Origin of the sequence: Marinoscillum sp. (assembly GCF_965229915.1) — a bacterium.
Taxonomy (GTDB): domain Bacteria; phylum Bacteroidota; class Bacteroidia; order Cytophagales; family Cyclobacteriaceae; genus Marinoscillum.
Genome location: NZ_CBDDJZ010000001.1, coordinates 3,871,494 through 3,891,765 on the forward strand (window position 1 = coordinate 3,871,494; position 20,272 = coordinate 3,891,765).

At 43.5% G+C, this 20,272-nt stretch carries 19 protein-coding genes; 9 read left to right on the top strand and 10 right to left on the bottom strand.

Going from position 1 to position 20,272, the window contains the following annotated elements:
- Together porQ and hslU are read left to right on the top strand one after the other, a co-directional pair.
- Entirely contained in the window at window positions 1-993 is a 993-nt protein-coding gene (porQ, locus tag ACO067_RS16630; RefSeq protein WP_421876040.1) for a type IX secretion system protein PorQ, read from the top strand.
- A gap of 2 nt (window positions 994-995) precedes the next feature.
- A complete protein-coding gene (hslU, locus tag ACO067_RS16635) occupies window positions 996-2,375 on the top strand; it encodes an ATP-dependent protease ATPase subunit HslU (protein WP_421876042.1) in 1,380 nt (459 codons plus the stop codon).
- 215 nt (window positions 2,376-2,590) lie between these two features.
- Here the strand turns inward: hslU and ACO067_RS16640 are convergent, their stop codons facing one another.
- The 5 genes from ACO067_RS16640 to ACO067_RS16660 all read right to left on the bottom strand — a co-directional run bounded on the left by ACO067_RS16640 (window position 2,591) and on the right by ACO067_RS16660 (window position 6,783).
- On the bottom strand, window positions 2,591-3,214 hold the full coding sequence (locus tag ACO067_RS16640) for a hypothetical protein (RefSeq protein WP_421876044.1): 624 nt from the start codon (window positions 3,212-3,214) through the stop codon (window positions 2,591-2,593).
- Window positions 3,215-3,477: 263 nt separating this feature from the next.
- Entirely contained in the window at window positions 3,478-4,257 is a 780-nt protein-coding gene (locus ACO067_RS16645) for a sterol desaturase family protein (protein ID WP_421876046.1), read from the bottom strand.
- A 22-nt stretch (window positions 4,258-4,279) separates the two neighbouring features.
- A complete protein-coding gene (locus tag ACO067_RS16650; protein WP_421876048.1) occupies window positions 4,280-5,194 on the bottom strand; it encodes a glutaminase in 915 nt (304 codons plus the stop codon).
- Between the two features lie 64 nt (window positions 5,195-5,258).
- Window positions 5,259-5,753, bottom strand: coding sequence for a SixA phosphatase family protein (locus tag ACO067_RS16655; protein WP_421876050.1), 495 nt, complete (start codon window positions 5,751-5,753; stop codon window positions 5,259-5,261).
- A gap of 13 nt (window positions 5,754-5,766) precedes the next feature.
- Window positions 5,767-6,783, bottom strand: coding sequence for a glycosyltransferase family 9 protein (locus ACO067_RS16660; protein ID WP_421876052.1), 1,017 nt, complete (start codon window positions 6,781-6,783; stop codon window positions 5,767-5,769).
- A 142-nt stretch (window positions 6,784-6,925) separates the two neighbouring features.
- Between ACO067_RS16660 and ACO067_RS16665 the strand changes: the two genes are divergently transcribed.
- The 3 genes from ACO067_RS16665 to ACO067_RS16675 all read left to right on the top strand — a co-directional run bounded on the left by ACO067_RS16665 (window position 6,926) and on the right by ACO067_RS16675 (window position 10,018).
- Complete coding sequence (locus ACO067_RS16665) at window positions 6,926-8,485, top strand: hypothetical protein (RefSeq protein ID WP_421876054.1); 1,560 nt, start codon at window positions 6,926-6,928, stop codon at window positions 8,483-8,485.
- 67 nt (window positions 8,486-8,552) lie between these two features.
- Complete coding sequence (pyrR, locus tag ACO067_RS16670) at window positions 8,553-9,095, top strand: bifunctional pyr operon transcriptional regulator/uracil phosphoribosyltransferase PyrR (RefSeq protein WP_421876056.1); 543 nt, start codon at window positions 8,553-8,555, stop codon at window positions 9,093-9,095.
- Window positions 9,092-10,018 carry an aspartate carbamoyltransferase catalytic subunit gene (locus ACO067_RS16675; RefSeq protein ID WP_421876058.1) on the top strand — a complete coding sequence of 309 codons (927 nt, stop codon included), beginning with the start codon at window positions 9,092-9,094 and terminating at the stop codon, window positions 10,016-10,018. The genes pyrR and ACO067_RS16675 overlap by 4 nt, the downstream gene beginning before the upstream one ends.
- Here the strand turns inward: ACO067_RS16675 and ACO067_RS16680 are convergent, their stop codons facing one another.
- Complete coding sequence (locus tag ACO067_RS16680; protein WP_421876060.1) at window positions 10,019-10,585, bottom strand: YdeI/OmpD-associated family protein; 567 nt, start codon at window positions 10,583-10,585, stop codon at window positions 10,019-10,021.
- 8 nt (window positions 10,586-10,593) lie between these two features.
- On the bottom strand, window positions 10,594-11,937 hold the full coding sequence (purB, locus tag ACO067_RS16685; RefSeq protein ID WP_421876062.1) for an adenylosuccinate lyase: 1,344 nt from the start codon (window positions 11,935-11,937) through the stop codon (window positions 10,594-10,596).
- 204 nt (window positions 11,938-12,141) lie between these two features.
- On the opposite strand from purB, the gene ACO067_RS16690 reads away from it, so the two are divergent.
- Window positions 12,142-13,242, top strand: a complete 1,101-nt coding sequence (locus ACO067_RS16690) for a 2Fe-2S iron-sulfur cluster-binding protein (RefSeq protein ID WP_421876064.1) — start codon at window positions 12,142-12,144, stop codon at window positions 13,240-13,242.
- Here ACO067_RS16690 and ACO067_RS16695 read toward each other — a convergent pair.
- The 3 genes from ACO067_RS16695 to ACO067_RS16705 are packed head-to-tail and all read right to left on the bottom strand — an operon-like array spanning window position 13,239 to window position 14,812.
- Window positions 13,239-13,409, bottom strand: coding sequence for an Arc family DNA binding domain-containing protein (locus ACO067_RS16695; RefSeq protein ID WP_421876066.1), 171 nt, complete (start codon window positions 13,407-13,409; stop codon window positions 13,239-13,241). The genes ACO067_RS16690 and ACO067_RS16695 overlap by 4 nt on opposite strands.
- Before the next feature lie 3 nt (window positions 13,410-13,412).
- On the bottom strand, window positions 13,413-13,952 hold the full coding sequence (locus tag ACO067_RS16700; RefSeq protein ID WP_421876068.1) for a hypothetical protein: 540 nt from the start codon (window positions 13,950-13,952) through the stop codon (window positions 13,413-13,415).
- A 2-nt stretch (window positions 13,953-13,954) separates the two neighbouring features.
- Window positions 13,955-14,812, bottom strand: a complete 858-nt coding sequence (locus ACO067_RS16705; protein WP_421876070.1) for an SPFH domain-containing protein — start codon at window positions 14,810-14,812, stop codon at window positions 13,955-13,957.
- A gap of 121 nt (window positions 14,813-14,933) precedes the next feature.
- Between ACO067_RS16705 and ACO067_RS16710 the strand changes: the two genes are divergently transcribed.
- Genes ACO067_RS16710 through ACO067_RS16720 form a run of 3 tightly spaced genes read left to right on the top strand, consistent with a single transcriptional unit; the run spans window position 14,934 to window position 20,261 of the window.
- Window positions 14,934-15,431: a hypothetical protein gene (locus ACO067_RS16710; RefSeq protein ID WP_421876072.1), complete on the top strand. Its 498-nt coding sequence runs from the start codon at window positions 14,934-14,936 to the stop codon at window positions 15,429-15,431.
- 55 nt (window positions 15,432-15,486) lie between these two features.
- Window positions 15,487-15,855: a hypothetical protein gene (locus ACO067_RS16715; protein WP_421876074.1), complete on the top strand. Its 369-nt coding sequence runs from the start codon at window positions 15,487-15,489 to the stop codon at window positions 15,853-15,855.
- An 8-nt stretch (window positions 15,856-15,863) separates the two neighbouring features.
- The gene (locus tag ACO067_RS16720; RefSeq protein ID WP_421876076.1) at window positions 15,864-20,261 is read left to right on the top strand and encodes a T9SS type A sorting domain-containing protein; all 4,398 of its coding nucleotides are present in this window, start codon (window positions 15,864-15,866) and stop codon (window positions 20,259-20,261) included.
- The last annotated feature ends 11 nt before the right edge of the window (window positions 20,262-20,272 follow it).

Below are 20,272 nucleotides of genomic sequence, written 5' to 3' on the forward strand. Positions count from 1 at the left end.
TTGAGATACCTATCTGCTATATTCATACTGCTGAGCTCTGTGGCTCATGCTCAATTCCATGCATACCAAAGTCTAAATGCATCTTTCGGCGCAAGAAATGCTGCCCTCGGAGGCCGAGTGGTATCATTGGCAGATGGTGACTTGATGCAGTTTGCCCATAATCCGGGAGTTTTGGATTCCGTGAGCAGCGGTGCAATCGCTTTGAATTACAGTCCATACTTTGCAGGGATCCATGGTTTTCAAGGAAGCTACTACCACACGTTTGATAAAATAGGCGGGTTGGCATTTGCGGTTTCCTATTTGGACTATGGCACTTTTACACAAACTGCGGATAATGGAGATGTAGAAGGTGAATTCACTGCGGATGACCTGATGGTTGTGGTAGGTAAAAGCCATCGGGTTGGTAGTTTCTCACTCGGAACAAATCTGAAATATGCTCGAAACGGGATAGCAGGTTATGGTTCCTCGATGATTTTGGGCGATCTGGGAGGAATATACCGAGCACCTGGCGTAGATTGGACCATTGGCTTGGTCTTTAAAAACTTTGGATTGGTTTTCGATCAGTATACCTCTGGAGATATGCAGGTGCCTTTTGATGTACAGATAGGCACTTCCATTAAGCCTGAACACATGCCGTTTCGGTTCAGTATCTCGGCTTACAATATCACCGAGCAGGATGTTTATTTTGCAGAAGCATCAGATGTGAGCACGTCCAGATCCGTGGAAATAGCGGATAAATTTCTACGGCACATTACCGTAGGGACTGAACTGATCATAAGTGATGGGTTGCAGTTTTTGATCGGATATAATCACCTCAGAAGGCAGGAGCTTAAGGTAAACGATAAAGGATATGGTGCAGGCTTTAGTTTTGGGATGAAGGTAGCGATCAAACAGTTTGAGATTCGCTACTCTCACGCAACGTATCATTCAGCAGGTGGTACAGATTTTTTTACGTTACAGACTAACATTAATTCCTTCAAAAAGGTATTGTAGATATGAACAAGAATTTGACACCACGGCAGATTGTCGCCGAATTGGATAAATACATCATTGGACAGAAAGATGCCAAGCGCAATGTGGCGATAGCTCTGCGTAACCGCTGGCGACGGATGAATGTAAAAGCGGAGATTCAGGGAGAAATAGTGCCTAATAACATTCTGATGATTGGTGCCACTGGTGTAGGTAAAACAGAAATCGCAAGACGTTTGGCTCATTTGGCTGATGCACCATTTACTAAAGTGGAAGCATCCAAATTTACCGAAGTAGGCTATGTGGGCAGAGATGTGGAAAGCATGATCCGTGATCTGGTAGAACAAGCCGTGGATATGGTGAAAACAGCTAAAAAAGCGGAAGTAGAGGAGAAGGCAAAGGAAATCGTGGAGGGTATTATCCTGGATGCGTTGATTCCACCACTCAAAGGTTCTCCTACCCCTCATGCATCTGGCATGGGTAAGGATCAGCCAGAGGACGAAAGAGAGCTGAATGAAAAAACTCGTGAGCGTTTCCGTGAAAAAATCCGAGATGGGGAAATGGACGATCGTAAGATCGAGATTGATGTGAAGCAAAACTCTACCCCGGGAATGGGAATGATAGGAGGAGGTATGGACGAGGCGTCTATGATCAATCTACAGGAAATGCTCGGTAATATGCTTCCGAAAAAGACCAAGAAAAGAAAGGTGACGATTGCCGAAGCACGCAAGATCTTACTAGAAGAGGAGTCTTCCAAGCTGATCGATATGGATGAGGTGAAGGAAGAGGCACTTAGGAAGGCTGAAAATACGGGTATCGTCTTTATAGATGAGGTCGATAAAATCGCTGGTAATTCACGAGGAGGTCAAGGAGGTCCAGACGTCAGTAGAGAAGGTGTACAACGAGATATGCTGCCAATTGTAGAAGGTAGCTCTGTAACTACCAAATACGGCATTGTTCATACAGATCACATTCTCTTCATCGCTGCTGGTGCTTTTCACTTCAGCAAACCTTCCGATCTGATACCGGAGCTTCAAGGACGCTTTCCGATTCGTGTAGAGTTGGACAACCTCACCAAAGGGGATTTCCTCAGCATTTTGAAGGAACCTAAGAACGCGCTTACCAAACAGTATATAGCCTTGATCAATTCTGAAGATGTGGATTTGACCTTTCAGGATGATGCCTTAGAGCGTCTGGCTGAGATTGCTTTTCAGATCAATGAGGAGGTGGAAAATATCGGGGCAAGAAGGCTCCATACGGTGATGAGTAAACTGCTCAATGATATACTCTTTGAGATCCCTGACACTATTGGGCCGAATGCCAAAATAGTGGTGGACAAGGCCCTGGTAGAGGAAAAACTGAGCGGTCTGGTGAAAGACAAGGATTTGAGTCAGTACATACTCTAAGCAATTAACCTTGTAAGCCGCTTTTTGCGGCTTTTTTTATGCACTTACTTCACGACGCATTGAAGGATTTGCCTGATATGTTGCTTCAATTTTCTCCTAAATTGTACGCTGAAATGTCAGGACAGATTTAACCCAAGTTATGAGTTAAACGCATAATTTGCCCTGCTGGGTCTGATGAATGGCTTGTCAGACCGTGACTGAAATGATAATCCAGGTTAAATGACACAACGGATAATATCATGCTTTACATCAACACGATATTTGTCATTTTTGCTTTTAATATAGTTGGTTAACTCCTCTAAAGTAGGGTAGTCTCTCTCTCCTGTGAAACACCTGGCATCATCGATTAAAAGAGTGTGTTCAAAGTCCTTATGGCTCAATATGGCATCTAACTCTTCAAGTATTGGGCAGTCTTTATCCCCCCTTGCCGTGACTCCTGCGGAATAGTGACCATCCAGCCAGAATATTGCAGGCTCATTTATCTTTGATAATAGATCGGGAAGAACTTTTCCGCTATCACCTTGTAGGATGGTGATGTTTTTATCTCTTTTAAATTTTTTCTGCGCCTTATCAAACAAATCCAGTCCTAGTTCTATGGAATATATTGCCTTAAAGTTCTTTTTCTGAGCTTTGACCATGGCACCATTATAAGTTCCCGTTTCTATGAAAACATCATATGAGTATTTCATTTGATATTCTTTAATGGTCAATTGTTTAACCAAGTGAGGAGGAGGAACCGGACATCCATTACTTTCCCATTCCATCAGAACCTGCTTTTCTTTTTTCGATTCCTTTTTTTGTTTCAGAGTATGCAGGATTTTCTGAATCATTTTTTTCATACACTTGGTTAATACTCGTCGTAGATTGAAGCTTACAAAATAAACTCGTGGCTAATCTAGTCCATATTTTGAAGTTCATGATGATCGTGTGATACTTCTTTTACTTGCTAAAAAGAATCCAGAGAATGCGCCTTTTGAGGAAATATTACTGATGTTTCAGAAAACCATCAGATGGGGTGTGAAGGTAGTATCGGCCAAACCTGGAGGAAGAAAACTCAGTGATACAGAAGGCCAAGTCCTCATTCAGTATCCCGCAAAAAAAACTAGGAAGTCGCTTGTGCCGCTTTTTTCATTTTGGTTGTGGCTGTTTCATAGTCTTCATCATAGTCAGCTCTAATGGTACCAAATAAGCGGTCCCACACCAAAGTGTAAAGGCCGTAATTTCCATGGAATTTTTTGTGGTGTTGGTTGTGAGCTACTGAGGTGTTTACATATTTGCCCAATCCCGTTTTGTGAAAACCTGCTGGAAAGAGCTCGTAGCCCAGGTGTCCGTACACGTTGTAGATGATTTGGAAGATCATGAATAGAACTATAATGAACGGGTGCGTAGGGACTGTAAAGACCAGGATAGGTATGATCAGGGTTTCAATAACGGCTTCAATCGGGTGAAAAGCGTAAGCTGTCCAGGGAGATGGATTTGTCGATAGGTGATGCACCTTGTGCACGGCTTTGAAAAGCTTAGGATGATGCATCAATCGATGTGCCCAATAGAAATAAAAGTCATGGATGATAAAAATAGGCACCACTGTCAATACCCAATACCAGTTTGGCTTAGCATCCCAGTCATAAAAGAGCACATTGTAATTTCTAAATGTTTTAAAGCTCAGGTGAGCAATTACTGTAAATATGGCTACCGTCAGCAGGGAATAAAGAAGATCTCTGCGATATTCAGCGTTCTTAGGAAAACGCTCCTGTATCTTTTTGAAAGGCAGTTTGTTTTTGAAGAGAATATAGAAAATCAGGAAGGCAATACCTGCGGCCAGTACATAGCGAATGCCTATGCGGTAATAAGTGTACGGAAAACTCGAAATAAACTCTTCCATCTCTGAAAGTTAACGGCTAAATCTAAAACAACGAAATGCCGAGTTTCGTTGTGAGCATCTCCAGAAAATATAGTGCTTTTCTCGGATTTCCTTTTCGGTTGAGTGGAGGACTATATACCGCAATGCTAAACTCCCCGGGAAGTACTGCCACCACACCACCACCAACTCCACTTTTTCCAGCAAGGCCAACTCTAAAGGCAAATTCACCTGCCTCATCATAGAATCCGCAGGTGAGCATCAGTGCATTGATGCGTTTGGTCAATCCCCGATCCAAAATCTGAGTATCTGTATAAATATTATGTCCATGATTGGCGAGGTAAAGAAATGACTTAGCCAGCTGGTAGCAATTCATTTCTATGGCGCAGTGATCGGTGTACACTTCCATGAGGTCGTCTACCTCGCGCTGAAGATTCCCATACGATTTCAGCATGTGGGCCACTGCGTAGTTTCTACTAGCGCAAGCTAATTCTGATCTCTTGACATTCTCGTTTACCACTATAGACTCTTCACCAGACACATTGGAGATAAATTGTTTAATTTCCTCTTTGGCATTTGGATAAAGGCTCATCACGGTATCTGTGGTGACCAATGCGCCAGAGTTGATGAAAGGGTTTCTGGGGATTCCGTTCTCATACTCCAACTGGGCCAGGTTATTGAAAGGGTTGCCGGAAGGCTCCACATTCACTCGTTTCCACAGGTCTACCCCAACTTGTGAATAGGCCAGTACAAGCGTATGTACTTTGGATATACTTTGGATGCTGAATGGTTGCAAGCTATCACCACATTGGAATTCTTCACCGTTTTTATCTACCAGGCAGACTCCAAACTGATTGGGATCTACCGATGCAAGCTCTGGAATATAATCCGCGAGCTTCCCTTTTACGGGCATTTGTAGCAGTTCATGGTATACCTCTTCGATGATCTCCTGATAGTCCATATGGCAAAGCTGTCAAATTTTACAGACTACCTGAAGCGATCCAAGTGGTATCTCGCAGATAGGATCACTTGGGGAGTCTTTTAGGGATCACCAGCAGTTTTCTGGATAGACTGCCTGGTTTGAGTTCTTTCCATGATTCGATATCCAAATCGAACCCACAAACTCCCCCTGTAGGAAGATTGTCGAGATATTCCGTGCCCAGGTCGTTTACCAGTTCGGTAAATCCTGGGTTGTGACCGAAAATGGCAATAGAATCTATGCTATCGTTTTGCTTGTGCAGCAAGTTGAGTATTTCTGAGGACCCGGTGTGGTAGAGCTGTGACGATAGTACAATCTCGTCTTCAGGGTAGCCCCACTCATCGGCTATGAGTAGTCCGGTGTAAAGAGCCCTACTGGCAGGACTTGAAATCATCAGATCCGGAGTTGGTTCATTGTCACTGAGGTATTTACCTACTCTGGGGGCATCTCGGCGGCCTCTGATGCCCAGCGGTCGATCCATGTCCTGCAGGTCAAACGCCCAGGAGGACTTGGCATGTCTGATGATGTATAAAGTCTTCATGTTGAGTTAATGGCTAATCTGGGATGTAAAAATCGAATTTAAGGTCCTTCATGCATTTGAAATGACCTTTGGGACACTTACCATATCCTAACTTGCTGCAGGGCCGACAGTTTAAATTTTTGTTCTCAAAAATGGTGAATTTGGTTCTATATGGATACATACCGAACTCAGGAACGGTGCTTCCCCAGATGGTAAACACATCTTTCTTAAACGCCGCTGCTATGTGCATCATGCCTGTGTCATGGCTAAATACCCAGCTAGCCTGTTTAACCAGTGAGGCAGATTGGTTGATGTTAAATTTTCCGCAGGCATTAAATACCACCGCCTTTTTCCCCAGTTCTTCCAGTCCTTTGTCGTAGATGGTCGGGTGATCATAACCTTTGAAGAAGGCTTCTGCCTGCTGACCTACATCGGCATCTTCTTTGCCACCTATTAATACAATAGGCTTGTTGATGCGATCACATAGTTCTATCAGCCGATCCTTAGGGAGTCGTTTGGTTTGGTATTTACCACCAATAGCCACTACTGCGTATCCTTGTTGATATCCTTCCGGTAACCAATCCAACTCTACTTCATCCTTTTCTGGGATGAAATAATCAAGTCCCAATTCATCCTGCATGATATCTAATGAGGCCAATGTGTCCATGTAGCGATCTACAATATGAACGTTTGGGAGCAAATTGATCTTGAAGTTAGTGAGCAGCCACTTTTTTACATTCAGCTTTTGGACTGTACGCGTCTTACCATGAACTAAAAGTTTGATCAAACTCGTTCTTAAATTGGCATGCAGGTCTACAATTAGATCATACTTTTCCTGGCGCAACCTCTTAGTGAATCTCAGGAGTGGTTCGTTAGGGTCCAATAGATGGAGTTGATCGATGTATGGGTTTTCCGTTAAGAGTGGTTCATACTCTTGTTTGGTGGCATAGTGTACTTCTGTGATTCTGGGGGCCGTTTTCAGGTTGCGGATGACCGGTGTAGTCAATACAATATCACCAATGGAAGAAAAACGAAGTATTAGTACTTTCATAGAAGCGGAAGATACGATGCGCCGGTTTTATTTACTAGATTTATAAGGATTAGCGGCGTTGATTGTTTGGAAAAATGATTGGAAACAAAAGCAAGCGATTAGCACTTCTACTAATAAGGTTGTTGTGATGTTACGGTGTCTTATGAAAGTGAAAATTATCTTTTTTTTCTTTTCCCTGCTACTGATCTTTAGCTCCTATGGCCAGCGCAAGAAGGATCAGGATACCAGTGCATTGATTGTTCAGCCAGGACGCGTGGAATTCAATATTTTTGAGTATTCCATGCAGTATGATATCATCAATGGCGAGGACAATGGCCTGTTGGTGTATTTGCAAACCGATGATCGAGTAGGTAACGCTTACAATTGGACATTCAATTTGTTGGATACTGCGCTCAATCAGGTATGGACGCGCATTTTCCCCATTTCTAATGAAACTAATCTGGCTGGTACCGAATATCACGACGGTAAGTATTATCTGCTGTTTAACGCATCTCGCTATCGAAATGAAGACCTGTTGCTCATTGAAATAGATGCAGTTGAGGGGTCTTTCCGAAGTATTGATATCAATACAGTTTTCCCAATCCAGTTAACTTTCTTTGAGGTCATAGACGATAATATTCTCCTATCTGGTTATACCAATTTTCGGCCAGTGTTACTCACCTTTAACTTAAATGCTCAAAAGCCGAGAGTAGTACCAGGGTTTTATGACAACAAGAGCGATATTATCGATATCATCATTGATGATGAGTCGCATGTCTTTACGGTGATACAGTCTGAGAAAATGCACAATAACCGGTTTACCATGCGTGCTAAAACCTTTACCTCACAAGGAGATCTGATCCAAAACAATGTGATAAGCCCCGGGGAGAAGAAGAGTTTGGTGGATGGAGCCAGCACCATTTTCTACGGAGGCTTTCAGTATCTGGCAGGCACCTATTCCAAAAAGGCCTCACAATACAGCAGAGGCCTCTATCTGGCCAAATTCGTCAATGGACGACAACAATTTATCAAATACCACGACTATGCTGATTTGACCAATTTCTTCGGATACATGAATGAACGGAGAGAACGAAGAATTCTGGACCGAATCGAGCGTAAGAAGGAAAAAGGTAAGAAGCCGAAGTTTAGCTACAGACTGCTGGTTCATGATATTATCCAAAGAGATGATGAATACCTCATGATTGCTGAGGCATATTACCCCAGATATTCCAGCTATACCTCGCCTAGTTCATTCGGGTCTTATAACTATGGCTACAATTCTTACAACCCTAGTTTCATGGGTTATAAATACACACATGCCATAGTGGTAGCATTTGACCGTAATGGAAATATTATCTGGGACAATAGTTTTGAAGTAAATGACATAGAAACCTATGCGCTAGAAGAATTTGTGGCAGTGAATCACGAAAAGGATAAAACCATTCTAATGTATTTGGAAGAAAACACCATCCGCTCAAAAATCATTAAAGGAAATGAGATATACGAAGGCAAAACCCTCAATCCGGTACGTCTTGCTTATGAACAAGATGAAGTAAAATCAAAAGATCCGGAGATAGAAGGTCTGAAACCCTGGTACGATAATGTGATGTACGCCTATGGTGAACAGCGTATCCAAAATGATATAGGCGAAGGTGGACGGAATACACGCAGAGTCTTTTACATCAACAAGATTACTTACAACATCGATCGGGAACCTAATTAGTCCGTGAAATTTGGATTGATCCTAGGCAGGTTCCATTAGATGGATTTATATTTGCGCCTGTCTGATCATGCAAAAACGACTCCTGTTCAACAGTAAGCTGCTCCAGATCACAATCAGCCGATTGTGTCAACACCTCATTGAAAATCATGGGAATTTCGAGCATACCGTCATTTTGGGCATGCAGCCTCGCGGTATTTATCTGGCCGAGCGAATCCGCAAGGAGTTAGAAAAAGTACTGGAGATCAAAATCAATCTTGGTTATCTGGATACCACTTTTCATCGAGATGATTTTCGACGTAGAGATCAGCCAATCACTCCCAATCAAACGAAAGTACCATTCCTTATAGAGGATAAAAATGTCATACTCATAGACGATGTGCTCTATACCGGTAGGTCGGTTCGCGCTGCACTTGACGCGATGACCATGTTTGGCAGGCCAGCAAAAGTGGAGCTGTTGGTGCTGATAGATAGAATGTATAGCCGGGATATTCCCGTGGCGGCAGACTACATCGGCCGGAAGGTGAATACCATGCCTTCCCAGCGTGTGCTGGTGGAGTTGGTAGAACAAGGGAAAAAAGACAATATTTGGTTAATGAACGAAGCTGAATGAGTCAGTTAAAAACAAAACATCTACTTGGGATTAAGAACCTCAGCAGTGAGGAGATCGAATTAATTTTTGAGACCGCCGACAATTTTAAAGATGTTTTGAACCGACCAATAAAAAAAGTACCATCGCTGCGAGATGTCACAGTGGCCAACGTCTTTTTCGAGAACTCTACACGCACCAGACTATCCTTTGAATTAGCAGAAAAGAGACTGTCAGCGGACGTGATCAACTTCTCCAGTGCAAGTTCGTCTGTGAAGAAAGGTGAAACCCTGCTAGATACAGTAAACAACATATTGGCCATGAAGGTGGATATGGTGGTGATGCGTCATAGCAGTCCAGGGGCACCACATTTCCTGGCCAAACACATAGATGCCAATATCATCAATGCTGGGGATGGGACTCACGAGCATCCTACCCAAGCTTTGTTGGATACCTTTTCCATTAGAGAGAAAACTGGCGGTGTGGCTGGTAAAAAAGTGGTTATTGTGGGTGATATTTTGCACTCTCGTGTGGCACTGTCCAACATCTTCGCACTACAAAAATTAGGAGCTGAGGTAATGGTTTGCGGTCCGGCCACATTGCTGCCAAAGCACATAGGTGAGCTTGGAGTGAAAGTAGAGTTGGATATCCGTAAGGCACTGGAGTGGTGCGATGTGGCCAACGTGCTCCGCATCCAGCTGGAGCGACAAAAGATGCGTTATTTTCCTTCATTGCGAGAGTATTCACTCTACTATGGGATCAATAAACAGCTCTTGGAGTCACTGAATAAAGAAATAGTGATCATGCATCCGGGACCAATTAACCGAGGAGTGGAGCTGTCCAGTGATGTGGCAGATTCTGATCATTCGATCATATTGGATCAGGTGGAGAATGGCGTGGCTGTGCGAATGGCGGTCTTGTACTTGCTTGCCGGAGTGCGTGCTTAATTACCGATATTGATTGGCTCGTATATTTTCTTGAGCTTTCTCAACAATCTCCTGAATGCGTTTCGTTCTTGTTTGCTCCTGTTTGGCATTAAACAGCCATTCCAGGATACCTCTCTTCACTGATTTTGGAAAGGCGTCAAAATTGGTGCTGGCATGCGAGTACTTTGCGAATTCGTTTTGGAGGTCTTCCGGGATCACGAGGTTTTCTACCTCATCTAGAGCACTCCAGGTACCAGACTTTTTAGCCAGCTCCACCATGGCGAGACCAGCCGCTTTCATTCGGTTTTCGCTGATCAGCCGTGAGACTTTTTCTTTGTTCACTTTGGACCAGTTGCTCTTTGGGTTTCGTGGTGAAAACCGAAGTTTGAACCGTTTATCGTCTAGCTTATTGGGCAAGCTGTCAATCCAGCCATAACAGAGAGCCGTTTCTATGACATCATTCACTTCTATAAAGGGTAAGCCGCTTTCTTTCTTGGAAAGTACGAGCCAGATGGAGGTGGACGATGAGTGGTTGCTTGATAGCCAGTCATCCCATTCTTTAAGTGATTTTGGTTCGAACGAATCCACCGCAGGGTTTATTTGCCAGTGTAATTAAATGGTGTGATTTTTCGCAGTTCATCTTTGATCGCATCCGAAATATCCAGTTCATCGATGAACACGTGCAGGGTTTCTTTAGTGATTTTATCACCGGTTCTGGTCAGGGCTTTCAGTGCCTCATATGGATTAGGGTAAGCTTCTCTTCTCAAGATCGTCTGAATAGCTTCGGCTACTACTGCCCAGTTGTCATCCAGGTCTTTTCGGATCGCTTCTTCATTTACTTCCAGCTTATTGATGCCTTTTTTCAAAGACGATAGTGCCAATAAAGTGTGTGCCACCGGTACGCCTACATTTCGCAGGACCGTAGAATCCGTCAAGTCTCTCTGCAGTCTTGAGATAGGCAGTTTAGCACTTAAGTGCTCAAATAAAGCGTTGGCTATGCCAAGGTTGCCTTCTGCATTCTCAAAATCAATAGGATTTACCTTGTGAGGCATAGCTGAAGACCCCACTTCATTGGGATTAATTTTCTGTTTGAAGTAGTTCATGGACACGTACTGCCACACATCCTTGCTGAAATCCAGTAAGATGGTATTGATTCGCTTGATCGCATCAAACAAAGCGGCAAAGTGGTCGTAATGCTCTATTTGGGTGGTGGGAAAACTACGTTTCAATCCTAGCTTTTCCGCAACGAATTGATCACCAAACGCATGCCAGTCATAGTTGGGATAAGCCACAAAATGCGCATTGAAGTTTCCTGTAGCACCTCCGAATTTGGCGGCATAAGCTGTGGTTTTTAGCAGGTCTATCTGATCAGAAAGGCGCTTAACGAAAACCTCCACTTCCTTACCTAGTCGGGTGGGAGAGGCAGGTTGCCCGTGAGTCTTTGCCAGCATGGGAATAGTGCTCCATTGCTTGGAGATGTTGGTGATTAGCGCCGTGATCTGATCCAAGTAAGGAATGAAAACCTCAACCAAAGCATCCTTGGTGGAGAGTGGGATGGAGGTGTTGTTGATATCCTGAGAAGTAAGCCCGAAGTGGATGAATTCTTTAAAGTCAGCCAGGCCAAGATTATCAAATTTTTCTTTGATAAAGTATTCAACAGCTTTTACGTCATGGTTGGTCACCTTTTCGATTTCTTTGATTTTCAAAGCATCAGCTTCGTCAAAGTTTTCATAGATCTCCATCAGTTTTGGGAATTTGGAGCTGTCTACTCCCTTTAGTTGTGGTAAAGGGATCTCACAAAGCGCAATAAAGTATAGCACTTCAACTTTTACACGGTACCTGATCAGGGCATATTCTGAAAAGTATGGAGCCAATGATTCTACCTTGTTTCTATATCGACCATCTATTGGTGAGATGGCTGTGAGATCGTTGAGTTGCATGAACGTGAAATTTTTGAAGGTGCAAAAATAGCTCATTCGCCTAACCAATAACGAACAAATGGATTAAAAGAGTGATATAATATCAGCCAATCCTGATTTCGTGTATTGGTAAATGATACAGCAGCAGGGCGGGTTAATCTGGGCGAAACTTGTCAGGCAAACCTTAGAGATTTAACTTTGCGGGACTTTAAAAAATCAGGAATTATGGCCTTTGGGTTTTTCAAGAAAAAAAAGAAAGAGAAGAAATCAGATAGCAGGTATCAAACCCTGACCATCAGAGAGGTGGTAAACATAGCTGAAGAGGCTGTGAACCTCGTATTTGAAAAACCGGAAGGACCTTTTTCGTATCAGCCGGGACAGTTCATAACCATTATAGAGGAGGTAGAAAGTAAAAAAGTACGAAGAGCTTATTCACTGTGTACTACGCCATTCATAGATGAGTTTCCTGCTGTTACTGTCAAAAGAGTCCCAGGAGGGATCATGTCCAACTACCTAAACGACTCGGTGAAGGCTGGAGATCAGCTAGAGATCATGGAGCCCATGGGTATGTTTACCACGGACTACTCGGATGCTAGTTCACGTCACGTCGTATTTCTCGGGGGCGGCAGTGGGATAACACCACTGTACTCTATCTTGAGATCAATTCTTTTGAAAGAGCCAAATAGTAAGGTTTCGTTGGTGTATGGTAACCGCACAGAAGGTCATATCATCTTCAAGGAGGCTCTGGCTAAACTGAAAGAAACACACGGGGATCGATTTGAATTGGTTCATATTCTTGAAGATAACAATGGATTTGCTCAGCATTCCGGTAGACCGACAGCCGAATCCATGCGAGATATTATAGATGGGCTCGGAGTAGATGGAGACACTGAGTTTTTCATCTGTGGTCCAGAACCTATGATGGATATCGCTTCGGAGGGGCTTCAACTTCTTGGAATTCAGAATGAAAAAATCCGAAAGGAAAGTTTTGATGCTGGAAAAACCTCGCCGGCCGTGGTGGTGGATGACTCCAAAGCCTCTACAGACGGCCTCAAAAGTGAAGTAACTATTGTCCTGGATGGAGAAGAGCATGTGATAGAGGTGGATGGTGACACACCGATTTTGGATGCCGGTCTGGATGCTGAATTGGACATGCCGTACTCTTGTCAGAGTGGACTATGTACCGCTTGCCGAGCCAAATGTCTGGAAGGAGAAGTGGATCAGGAAGACGCACATGGCATCAGCCAATCTGAAATGGATGAAGGTTATGTGCTGCTCTGTGTGGGCAAACCAAAATCACCCAGGATTAAAGTAGAGGTAGGTTAGTTCTTCTCATCTTTGTTTTTGGGTAATCTGCCAGCCTCCTTGAGTGCTTTGTGAATCATCCATTCCAGTTGACCATTGGTGCTTCTAAACTCATCAGCAGCCCATTTTTCAATTGCTTTGAAAGTGTTTTCATCTATTCTGAGGACAAATGGTTTCTTTTTGGCCATAATCTACCGCTCATTCCAGTTTTGCTGTAACGTATTGATTGCCTCTTTCAGTGCTTCAGCTTTTTGAGTGCCCAGCAAAAGTTTGTCACCATTCTGTAGCACGAGCTGCAAACCCCAATTTCCTTTGATATTAAGTGCTTTGCCATTGTTAAAGCTGATTCGATAGCCCCAACCGCCGTACTCTAGTATAGGTTTGTACTTGCGTACCTCCAGGGAGGTCAGGTCCTTTTTGGTCAGCGTTCTCTTACTGCGCACAAATGGAAAATACGAATAGTACAGGTTATTCTGGTCAATCTCGATTAACAGCGTCATCGAAGATAGTAACCATTGGACAGCTCCAAGGATGATGAAGGATATCAATGCCGTAATGATCAGTGCCGTATCGCTCATGGGCGTGTTGCCCCATTGCTCACCTCGTATGAGTTGCTTACTCACACCATACGCGAACATTCCGATGACTCCAAGGCTGATCATAGCCTGGAGCCACCAAAAGAAGGTGTTGCGAAATGTCTGTTTCTCAGAGTATATCAGTTTGCCTTTCATGATTAATGATGTAAAGTACCAGAATTAACCACGGGAGCCACGTCTTTATCGGCACAGAGTACTACCATCAGATTGCTGACCATAGCGGCTTTTTTCTCTTCATCTAGCTCAATCAGTTGCTTTTGACTGATTTGATCCAGTGCCATTTCTACCATACTCACGGCACCTTCTACTATTTTATGTCTTGCAGCTACGATAGCTGTAGCTTGTTGTCTTCTCAGCATGGCTCCAGCGATTTCTTCAGCATAGGCTAGATAACCAATTCGAGCTTCTTGAATTTGTATTCCAGCAATGGACAAACGCTCTTCAATTTCTCGCTCCAGATGCTCGTTTACTTCATCTAGCCCGGATCGCAAGGTGATCTCGGCCTGAGCATCATCAAAGTTGTCATAAGGATAGCTGCCTGCAAGCTTCCTTACTGCTGCATCCGTTTGGACACGTACGAAGTTCTCATAGTCATCTACTTCAAAAGCTGCGGCAAACGTATCCCGTACCTTCCAGACCAAGATGACGGAGATCAAAATTGGGTTGCCGATACTATCGTTCACTTTCACGCGCTCACTATCAAAGTTGCGAGCTCGCAATGATATTTTCTTCTTATAGTAGAATGGGTTCACCCAGAAGAACCCGTTTTCCTTGACTGTACCTATGTATTTCCCAAATAATACCAATACTCTGGATCCATTGGGGTTGACAAAGAAGAAACCTGGCACCATGATGAGTCCTATTAAAAAGGTAAATCCGAAAAATGCATTTTTGCTGACTACCAGGAGCGCAACGGATCCAAATAGAAGCATTAAACAAAAAAACAGAGCCACGTATCCTGACAAAGGCGAATGTGATTTTTCATGTGATTGCATGACTGTAAGGTTTAGTTTTTAAAATGATATCATATTGATATCAATCTAAATAACGCGAGATTTTCAAAAAGGTTGTGAAGCTAATTGTGTTTAGCTTTGAAGCTATTACACTTCATCCATTATGGCAGAGAAATACAATCGATGGGAGCGATTTTACAATAAGTTGAATTTGTGGTTCAATGGAGCAGTGGCCATCTCAATTATTCCATTTGCATTGATTTTTTTAGACACACAAAGCGAGTTTCCCGATCCACCCTTGGTTTCCGCCGAAGTGTCACCGGTCATTCAAGGTGTAGTTACTGTTTTGGTGGTTTTGATCGTCTGGTTTGGAATCCAATTTCCGGCCAGGCACCAGAGTGAGCTATCAGCGAAGAATACAATTGAGTCAAAATTGGACTTTTATCTGAAGATAAGAATGAAATCTTATTTAATCCTGGAAGTTGGGGCTATCCTGGTTTGTCTTGGCTTTTACCTCACCAAATCCCAGTTGTTTTCCGGGGTGTACTTAGCGGTCATGTTCGTATTTAGTATGATTAGACCCACATTTGAGAAAATAGCGCAGCACATTGGTGTGTCGCAAACAGATTTGGCCGATTGGGGCAAGCAATCAGTCACGTGAGATTTGCGATTCGTCAAATAAAATCGTTCCTTGCTAAACTTAAAACACCGTCTTGATGAAATACACCTATCTGTTTGTATTGCTTACCTTCATGCTAGGCCAATGCAAAAACAAGCCGTCCTCAAGTAAACCGGAGGAGACCGCACAACCGGAGGAAGTAAAAGTACCTGAGGTAAAGCCACCTGGAGTCAATCCTGATGATTGTCTGGTTTTGGCAACCGTTCTTTCTTCAGATGAAAGTACCACGAGTTTGCTCATTCGGGATGTAAAAGAAGTTGGGTTTAGCTTCAAACAAAAGATCGGAGCTGGAGACACTGTGAGCGTGCCAACCAAGCTAGATTTAGCTGATTCTATGTTTGTTCTGACCTATGCTCAAGGTCCTGGAGGAGGTAGCTACACTGCATCGAAATTTAAAGAAAAATAAAACACCACATGAATCGCCGAATTAACCTATTAGCACTGGCACTAACCCTATTGTGTTTGCCATTGCTGGCACAAAAGGAGTATCCACTGGGTAAATACCTCAGCAAAATGTCTACTACAGATCAAAAGGATGATCCTGAGGCAAGAACTGAGTTTATGAATCGTAAATACAAAGACCCTAAAACGGGTAAGATTCCAAGCTTGATCAGAGAAAAGGAATTGAGTTTTTATTCCAAGGAACTTCAGATAGATCAATCCTCTTCGCGGGTAGCACAGAACCTGTCCAACTGGACCAATAGGGGACCATTCAATGTGGGTGGTCGTACCAGGGCATTGGCGATTGATCAAAGTGATGAAAACATCATCCTGGCTGGTGGTGTGTCTGGAGGTGTCTGGAGGTCTACCAATGGCGGACAGTCCTGGTCCAAAACCACAGGAAGCAATGAACTACAAAGTGTAACTGCCATTGCGCAGGATGGAGGCACAGATACCTGGTACTATACCACTGGTGAGTATTCTGGTAATTCTGCTTCTGGAACAGGCGCTTTTTATATTGGAGATGGTATTTTCAAATCTACAGATAATGGAGTGAGCTGGACCAAACTTGCCAGTACTTCCACGGAGCATCCAGAGTCTTGGAATACCGCATTTGAAATTAACCACGAAATAGTAGTGGATCCTGAAAATGGAACGGTTATTCTGGCCAATTACTTTGGTTTGTATACGTCCACAGACGGTGGAACTTCATGGAATCATACCTATAATAATTCTTCCAATGGAGCCTGGGCAGATGTAGCTATAGGAACTGGTGGAGTAGCTTATGCATTCATTGCTACAGTCGGAGTGTTGAAATCAACAAACAGTGGTGCCAGTTGGACGGACATTTCCTCACCAAATTTCCCATCCTTAGCATCTGGTGATCGGGGTGAGCTGGCCATTGCTGCTTCCAATGAAGACATTGTCTACTTGCTTTTAGAAGATCCAGATCATGCCTCTGGGCATGGTTTATGGAAGTACGATAATTCCACAGGAAGCTGGACGGATTTGTCATCCAATATACCCCAAGAAGGTGGCCAGACTGGCGACTTTGATAGTCAGGGAGGATATGATTTGCTGATCAAGGTAAAGCCGGATGATGAAAATTTTGTCATCATTGGTGGTACCAACTTGTATCGATCGACAGATGGCTTTTCATCTACTAATAACACCAGTTGGATCGGTGGATATACGCCTAATAATAATTCCTATGCATTGTACAATGATCACCACCCGGATCAACACAGTTTTGTGTTTTATCCATCAGATCCAAACAAGGTGATATCTGGAAATGATGGAGGTCTTCAGTTTACCGCAGACATTAGAGCCACAGATAACGCTACTTTTCCTATCACCTGGACTCCATTAAACAATGGCTATTTAACCACTCAGGTTTACGCAGTAGCAGTAGGTCCGGATAATCAGATATTGGCTGGGCTACAGGATAATGGTACCTGGGAGACACTGACTACTTCACCTACAGCTTCCTGGGTGAGTCCTTTTGGTGGAGATGGGGCATATAGCGCTTATTCTAGTGATGCAACCAAAAGATTCATGTCATCACAAAATGCCAATATCTACCGAGTAGCTTATGCAGATGGCGCTGACTCATCTCCAAATGGATACACAGAGTTTACTCCATCGGGCTATGAGACCGATTTGTTTATCACGCCTTTTTACCTGGATACGGAGTCCGATGAGATTTTCTACCTGGGTGGTAATGCAGACTTATGGTTGAATACTCAGGCCAGCACCGGAAATACCTCTACAGGTTGGAAGAGTATTGATATTCCCGAGATAACTGGAGATAGGCACGTAATCTCTGAATTTGGTGTAGTAGGAAACGGTACCACCTATCTGGGAACCACCGAAGGACTGGTATTTAAAGTGGAATCAGCGAACACATCGAGCCCAACAGTTACCAATATTTCACCAACAGAGACTTCTGGTAGGTATGTTTCTGGTATTGGAGTAAATGAGGTCAATTCCAATGAAGTATTGCTTGTCGTATCCAACTACGGAGTAAAAAGTATATTTCATTCGACTGATGGTGGAACTAATTGGACGGATGTGAGCGGCAATCTGGAAGAAAACAGTGATGGCACTGGTAGTGGACCATCCATCAGAACTGCACGGATTTTGGGAGATGGAGCTACCTACATTGTAGGTACAAGCGTGGGGCTTTTTACTGCAACGAGCCTAAATGGAACAGGAACTACATGGCAACAGGAAGATATCGAAAACCTGGGTGCAGTGGTGGTAGAGCATGTCGTTACAAGAAATTCTGACAACCTTGTGGTAGTAGGTACTCACGGTAATGGTGTCTACTCAGCCACTCCCACGGCTACCTCGCTGGTGGATTTGGAATTGGTTTCTATAGATGCTCCATCATCAGGTATCCTTGGGACGGAATCAGTGGAAGTGACCGTAAGAAATAATGGATCTGAGTCGGCCAATTCTTACGAACTGTCTTATAGTGTGAATACTACGGTTCAGGCAACGGAAGTAATTAGTACTCCGATCCCAGCGGGGTCTAGTTTTTCATATACCTTCCCAACTTCTTTCGACTTTTCTGACGTGGGTGAGTACACCCTACAGGCTTCTGTAGAGCTCTTAGGTGATGAAAATACCTCCAATGACAGTAAGACGATTACCATTCAGAGTGAAGAAGAGCCTATTACTATTAGTTCTTTTCCTTACCTGGAAGGTTTTGAATCTGCCGATCATGGTTGGGCACTCAATGGCATCTGGGAGGTGGGCACACCAAATCAAACCAACCTATCAGCCGCATCGCAGGGAACAGGAGCACTGATGACAGATCTGGATAGTAATTATCCAGACAATGCATACGAGTCGGCGGTTTCTCCGGGCTTCAACTTAGCTGACCTTTTGGAACCTGAGGTAGCATTTGATCTGAAGTATGATTTGGAAGTTACTTATGACGGGGTAGTTTTGGCTTACCGAACAGCCAATAGTGGTAATTTTAGTATTGTCACTTCAGGCACGGCCAACTGGTATAATGATAATTTCGCCGCACTTGATGAAGATGGATGGACCGGATCAGGAGGTTATTCCAGGGCAGTTGCAGACCTGAGTTTCCTGGCTGGACAATCTTATGTTGAGTTCGCCTTTTTTCTGGTTAGTGACGGTTCGGTCACTGCAGAAGGCATCGCCATTGATCAGTTTGAAGTTTACGATGCTACGGATATTGGTTCTCTAGAGCTGACCAGCAATTCTGTTCCTGAAAACCAGGCTGCAGGATTTGCTGTGGGTACTTTAAGTTTGTCAAGTGGTCTCAGTGCCACCCATAGTTTGATTGCCGGAAATGGAGATACTAATAATAGTTCTTTTTCAATTGACGGAAATTCACTGGTTACTGCCTCAGGGCTCAATTTCGAGGAGGTTTCGGACTTGAGCATTCGTGTGGCAAGTGAAACGGCAGATGGAACAGTCGTCAACATCTTGATGATCAATGTAACAGATGAAAATGATGCTCCATCTGATCTGAGCCTAACTAATATGGAAATAGATGAAGAGCTAGAGGTAGGGAACCTTATTGGGATGCTAGATCCTGAGGATGAGGATGAAAATGACACTTACACATTTGAGTTGGTGTCAGGTGATGGAGACTCTGATAATGCTAGTTTCTCTATTGATGGAAGTGACTTGGTGAGTGCCGAGATTTTTGATTTTGAGAACAAATCAGGTTATTCAATTCGGATAAGAGCGACTGACTCTGGTGGTGAGTCTATAGAGAAGAGTTTTGCCATTGCTATTGCTGATGTGAATGAAGCCCCAGGCTCCATTTCATTGAGCAATCAGATAATTTCTTATTTTCAGACTGACGGGTATGAAGTTGGTGAATTCAGTGCCACTGATCCTGAAGAAGACGCCATAGAGTTTGTTTTGCAAAGTGAGGAGGACATGCCAGCGGATCAGGAATCTGATAACTCAAGCTTCACTATTTCCGGAACTATTCTACAGACTAACGGGCTGTCCATCTCAGGAATGGATGACTTGTTTACTATTTATGTGGATGCGCTAGACGCTAGAGGAGCTTTTACTAGTCAGATGTTTGAGCTGAGTGTGGAGCAGGTACTTGGCCTGGTATCTTTGGCCAAAGCTGGGATTTCTGCATATCCCAATCCTGTGCACGATTATCTGAATATCAAGATCGATAATAATCATCAAGGAGATGTTCACTTGGATATCTACAACATGGAGGGGAAAGCAGTTTATCGACATCATTGGGAGAAGAAAGAGGTGCAAAGCAAACACCGGATCAATCTTTCAGGTTTGAATCCCGGGGTATATGTGATCATTTTCGATATGGGAAGCTACTCTACCGAAGGGAAGTTGGTGATTCGATAATCACTTATTCT

What these genes read in the sequence shown, in the direction of transcription:
- ACO067_RS16675 (WP_421876058.1), top strand. Translation starts at nt 9,092, where the DNA reads ATGAGTCAGTTAAAAACAAAACATCTACTTGGGATTAAGAACCTCAGC.
- ACO067_RS16655 (WP_421876050.1), bottom strand. Translation starts at nt 5,753, where the DNA reads ATGAAGACTTTATACATCATCAGACATGCCAAGTCCTCCTGGGCGTTT.
- ACO067_RS16700 (WP_421876068.1), bottom strand. Translation starts at nt 13,952, where the DNA reads ATGAAAGGCAAACTGATATACTCTGAGAAACAGACATTTCGCAACACC.
- ACO067_RS16660 (WP_421876052.1), bottom strand. Translation starts at nt 6,783, where the DNA reads ATGAAAGTACTAATACTTCGTTTTTCTTCCATTGGTGATATTGTATTG.
- hslU (WP_421876042.1), top strand. Translation starts at nt 996, where the DNA reads ATGAACAAGAATTTGACACCACGGCAGATTGTCGCCGAATTGGATAAA.
- purB (WP_421876062.1), bottom strand. Translation starts at nt 11,937, where the DNA reads ATGCAACTCAACGATCTCACAGCCATCTCACCAATAGATGGTCGATAT.
- ACO067_RS16715 (WP_421876074.1), top strand. Translation starts at nt 15,487, where the DNA reads ATGAAATACACCTATCTGTTTGTATTGCTTACCTTCATGCTAGGCCAA.
- ACO067_RS16665 (WP_421876054.1), top strand. Translation starts at nt 6,926, where the DNA reads ATGAAAGTGAAAATTATCTTTTTTTTCTTTTCCCTGCTACTGATCTTT.
- ACO067_RS16650 (WP_421876048.1), bottom strand. Translation starts at nt 5,194, where the DNA reads ATGGACTATCAGGAGATCATCGAAGAGGTATACCATGAACTGCTACAA.
- pyrR (WP_421876056.1), top strand. Translation starts at nt 8,553, where the DNA reads ATGCAAAAACGACTCCTGTTCAACAGTAAGCTGCTCCAGATCACAATC.
- ACO067_RS16690 (WP_421876064.1), top strand. Translation starts at nt 12,142, where the DNA reads ATGGCCTTTGGGTTTTTCAAGAAAAAAAAGAAAGAGAAGAAATCAGAT.
- ACO067_RS16695 (WP_421876066.1), bottom strand. Translation starts at nt 13,409, where the DNA reads ATGGCCAAAAAGAAACCATTTGTCCTCAGAATAGATGAAAACACTTTC.
- ACO067_RS16705 (WP_421876070.1), bottom strand. Translation starts at nt 14,812, where the DNA reads ATGCAATCACATGAAAAATCACATTCGCCTTTGTCAGGATACGTGGCT.
- ACO067_RS16720 (WP_421876076.1), top strand. Translation starts at nt 15,864, where the DNA reads ATGAATCGCCGAATTAACCTATTAGCACTGGCACTAACCCTATTGTGT.
- ACO067_RS16640 (WP_421876044.1), bottom strand. Translation starts at nt 3,214, where the DNA reads ATGAAAAAAATGATTCAGAAAATCCTGCATACTCTGAAACAAAAAAAG.
- ACO067_RS16645 (WP_421876046.1), bottom strand. Translation starts at nt 4,257, where the DNA reads ATGGAAGAGTTTATTTCGAGTTTTCCGTACACTTATTACCGCATAGGC.
- ACO067_RS16710 (WP_421876072.1), top strand. Translation starts at nt 14,934, where the DNA reads ATGGCAGAGAAATACAATCGATGGGAGCGATTTTACAATAAGTTGAAT.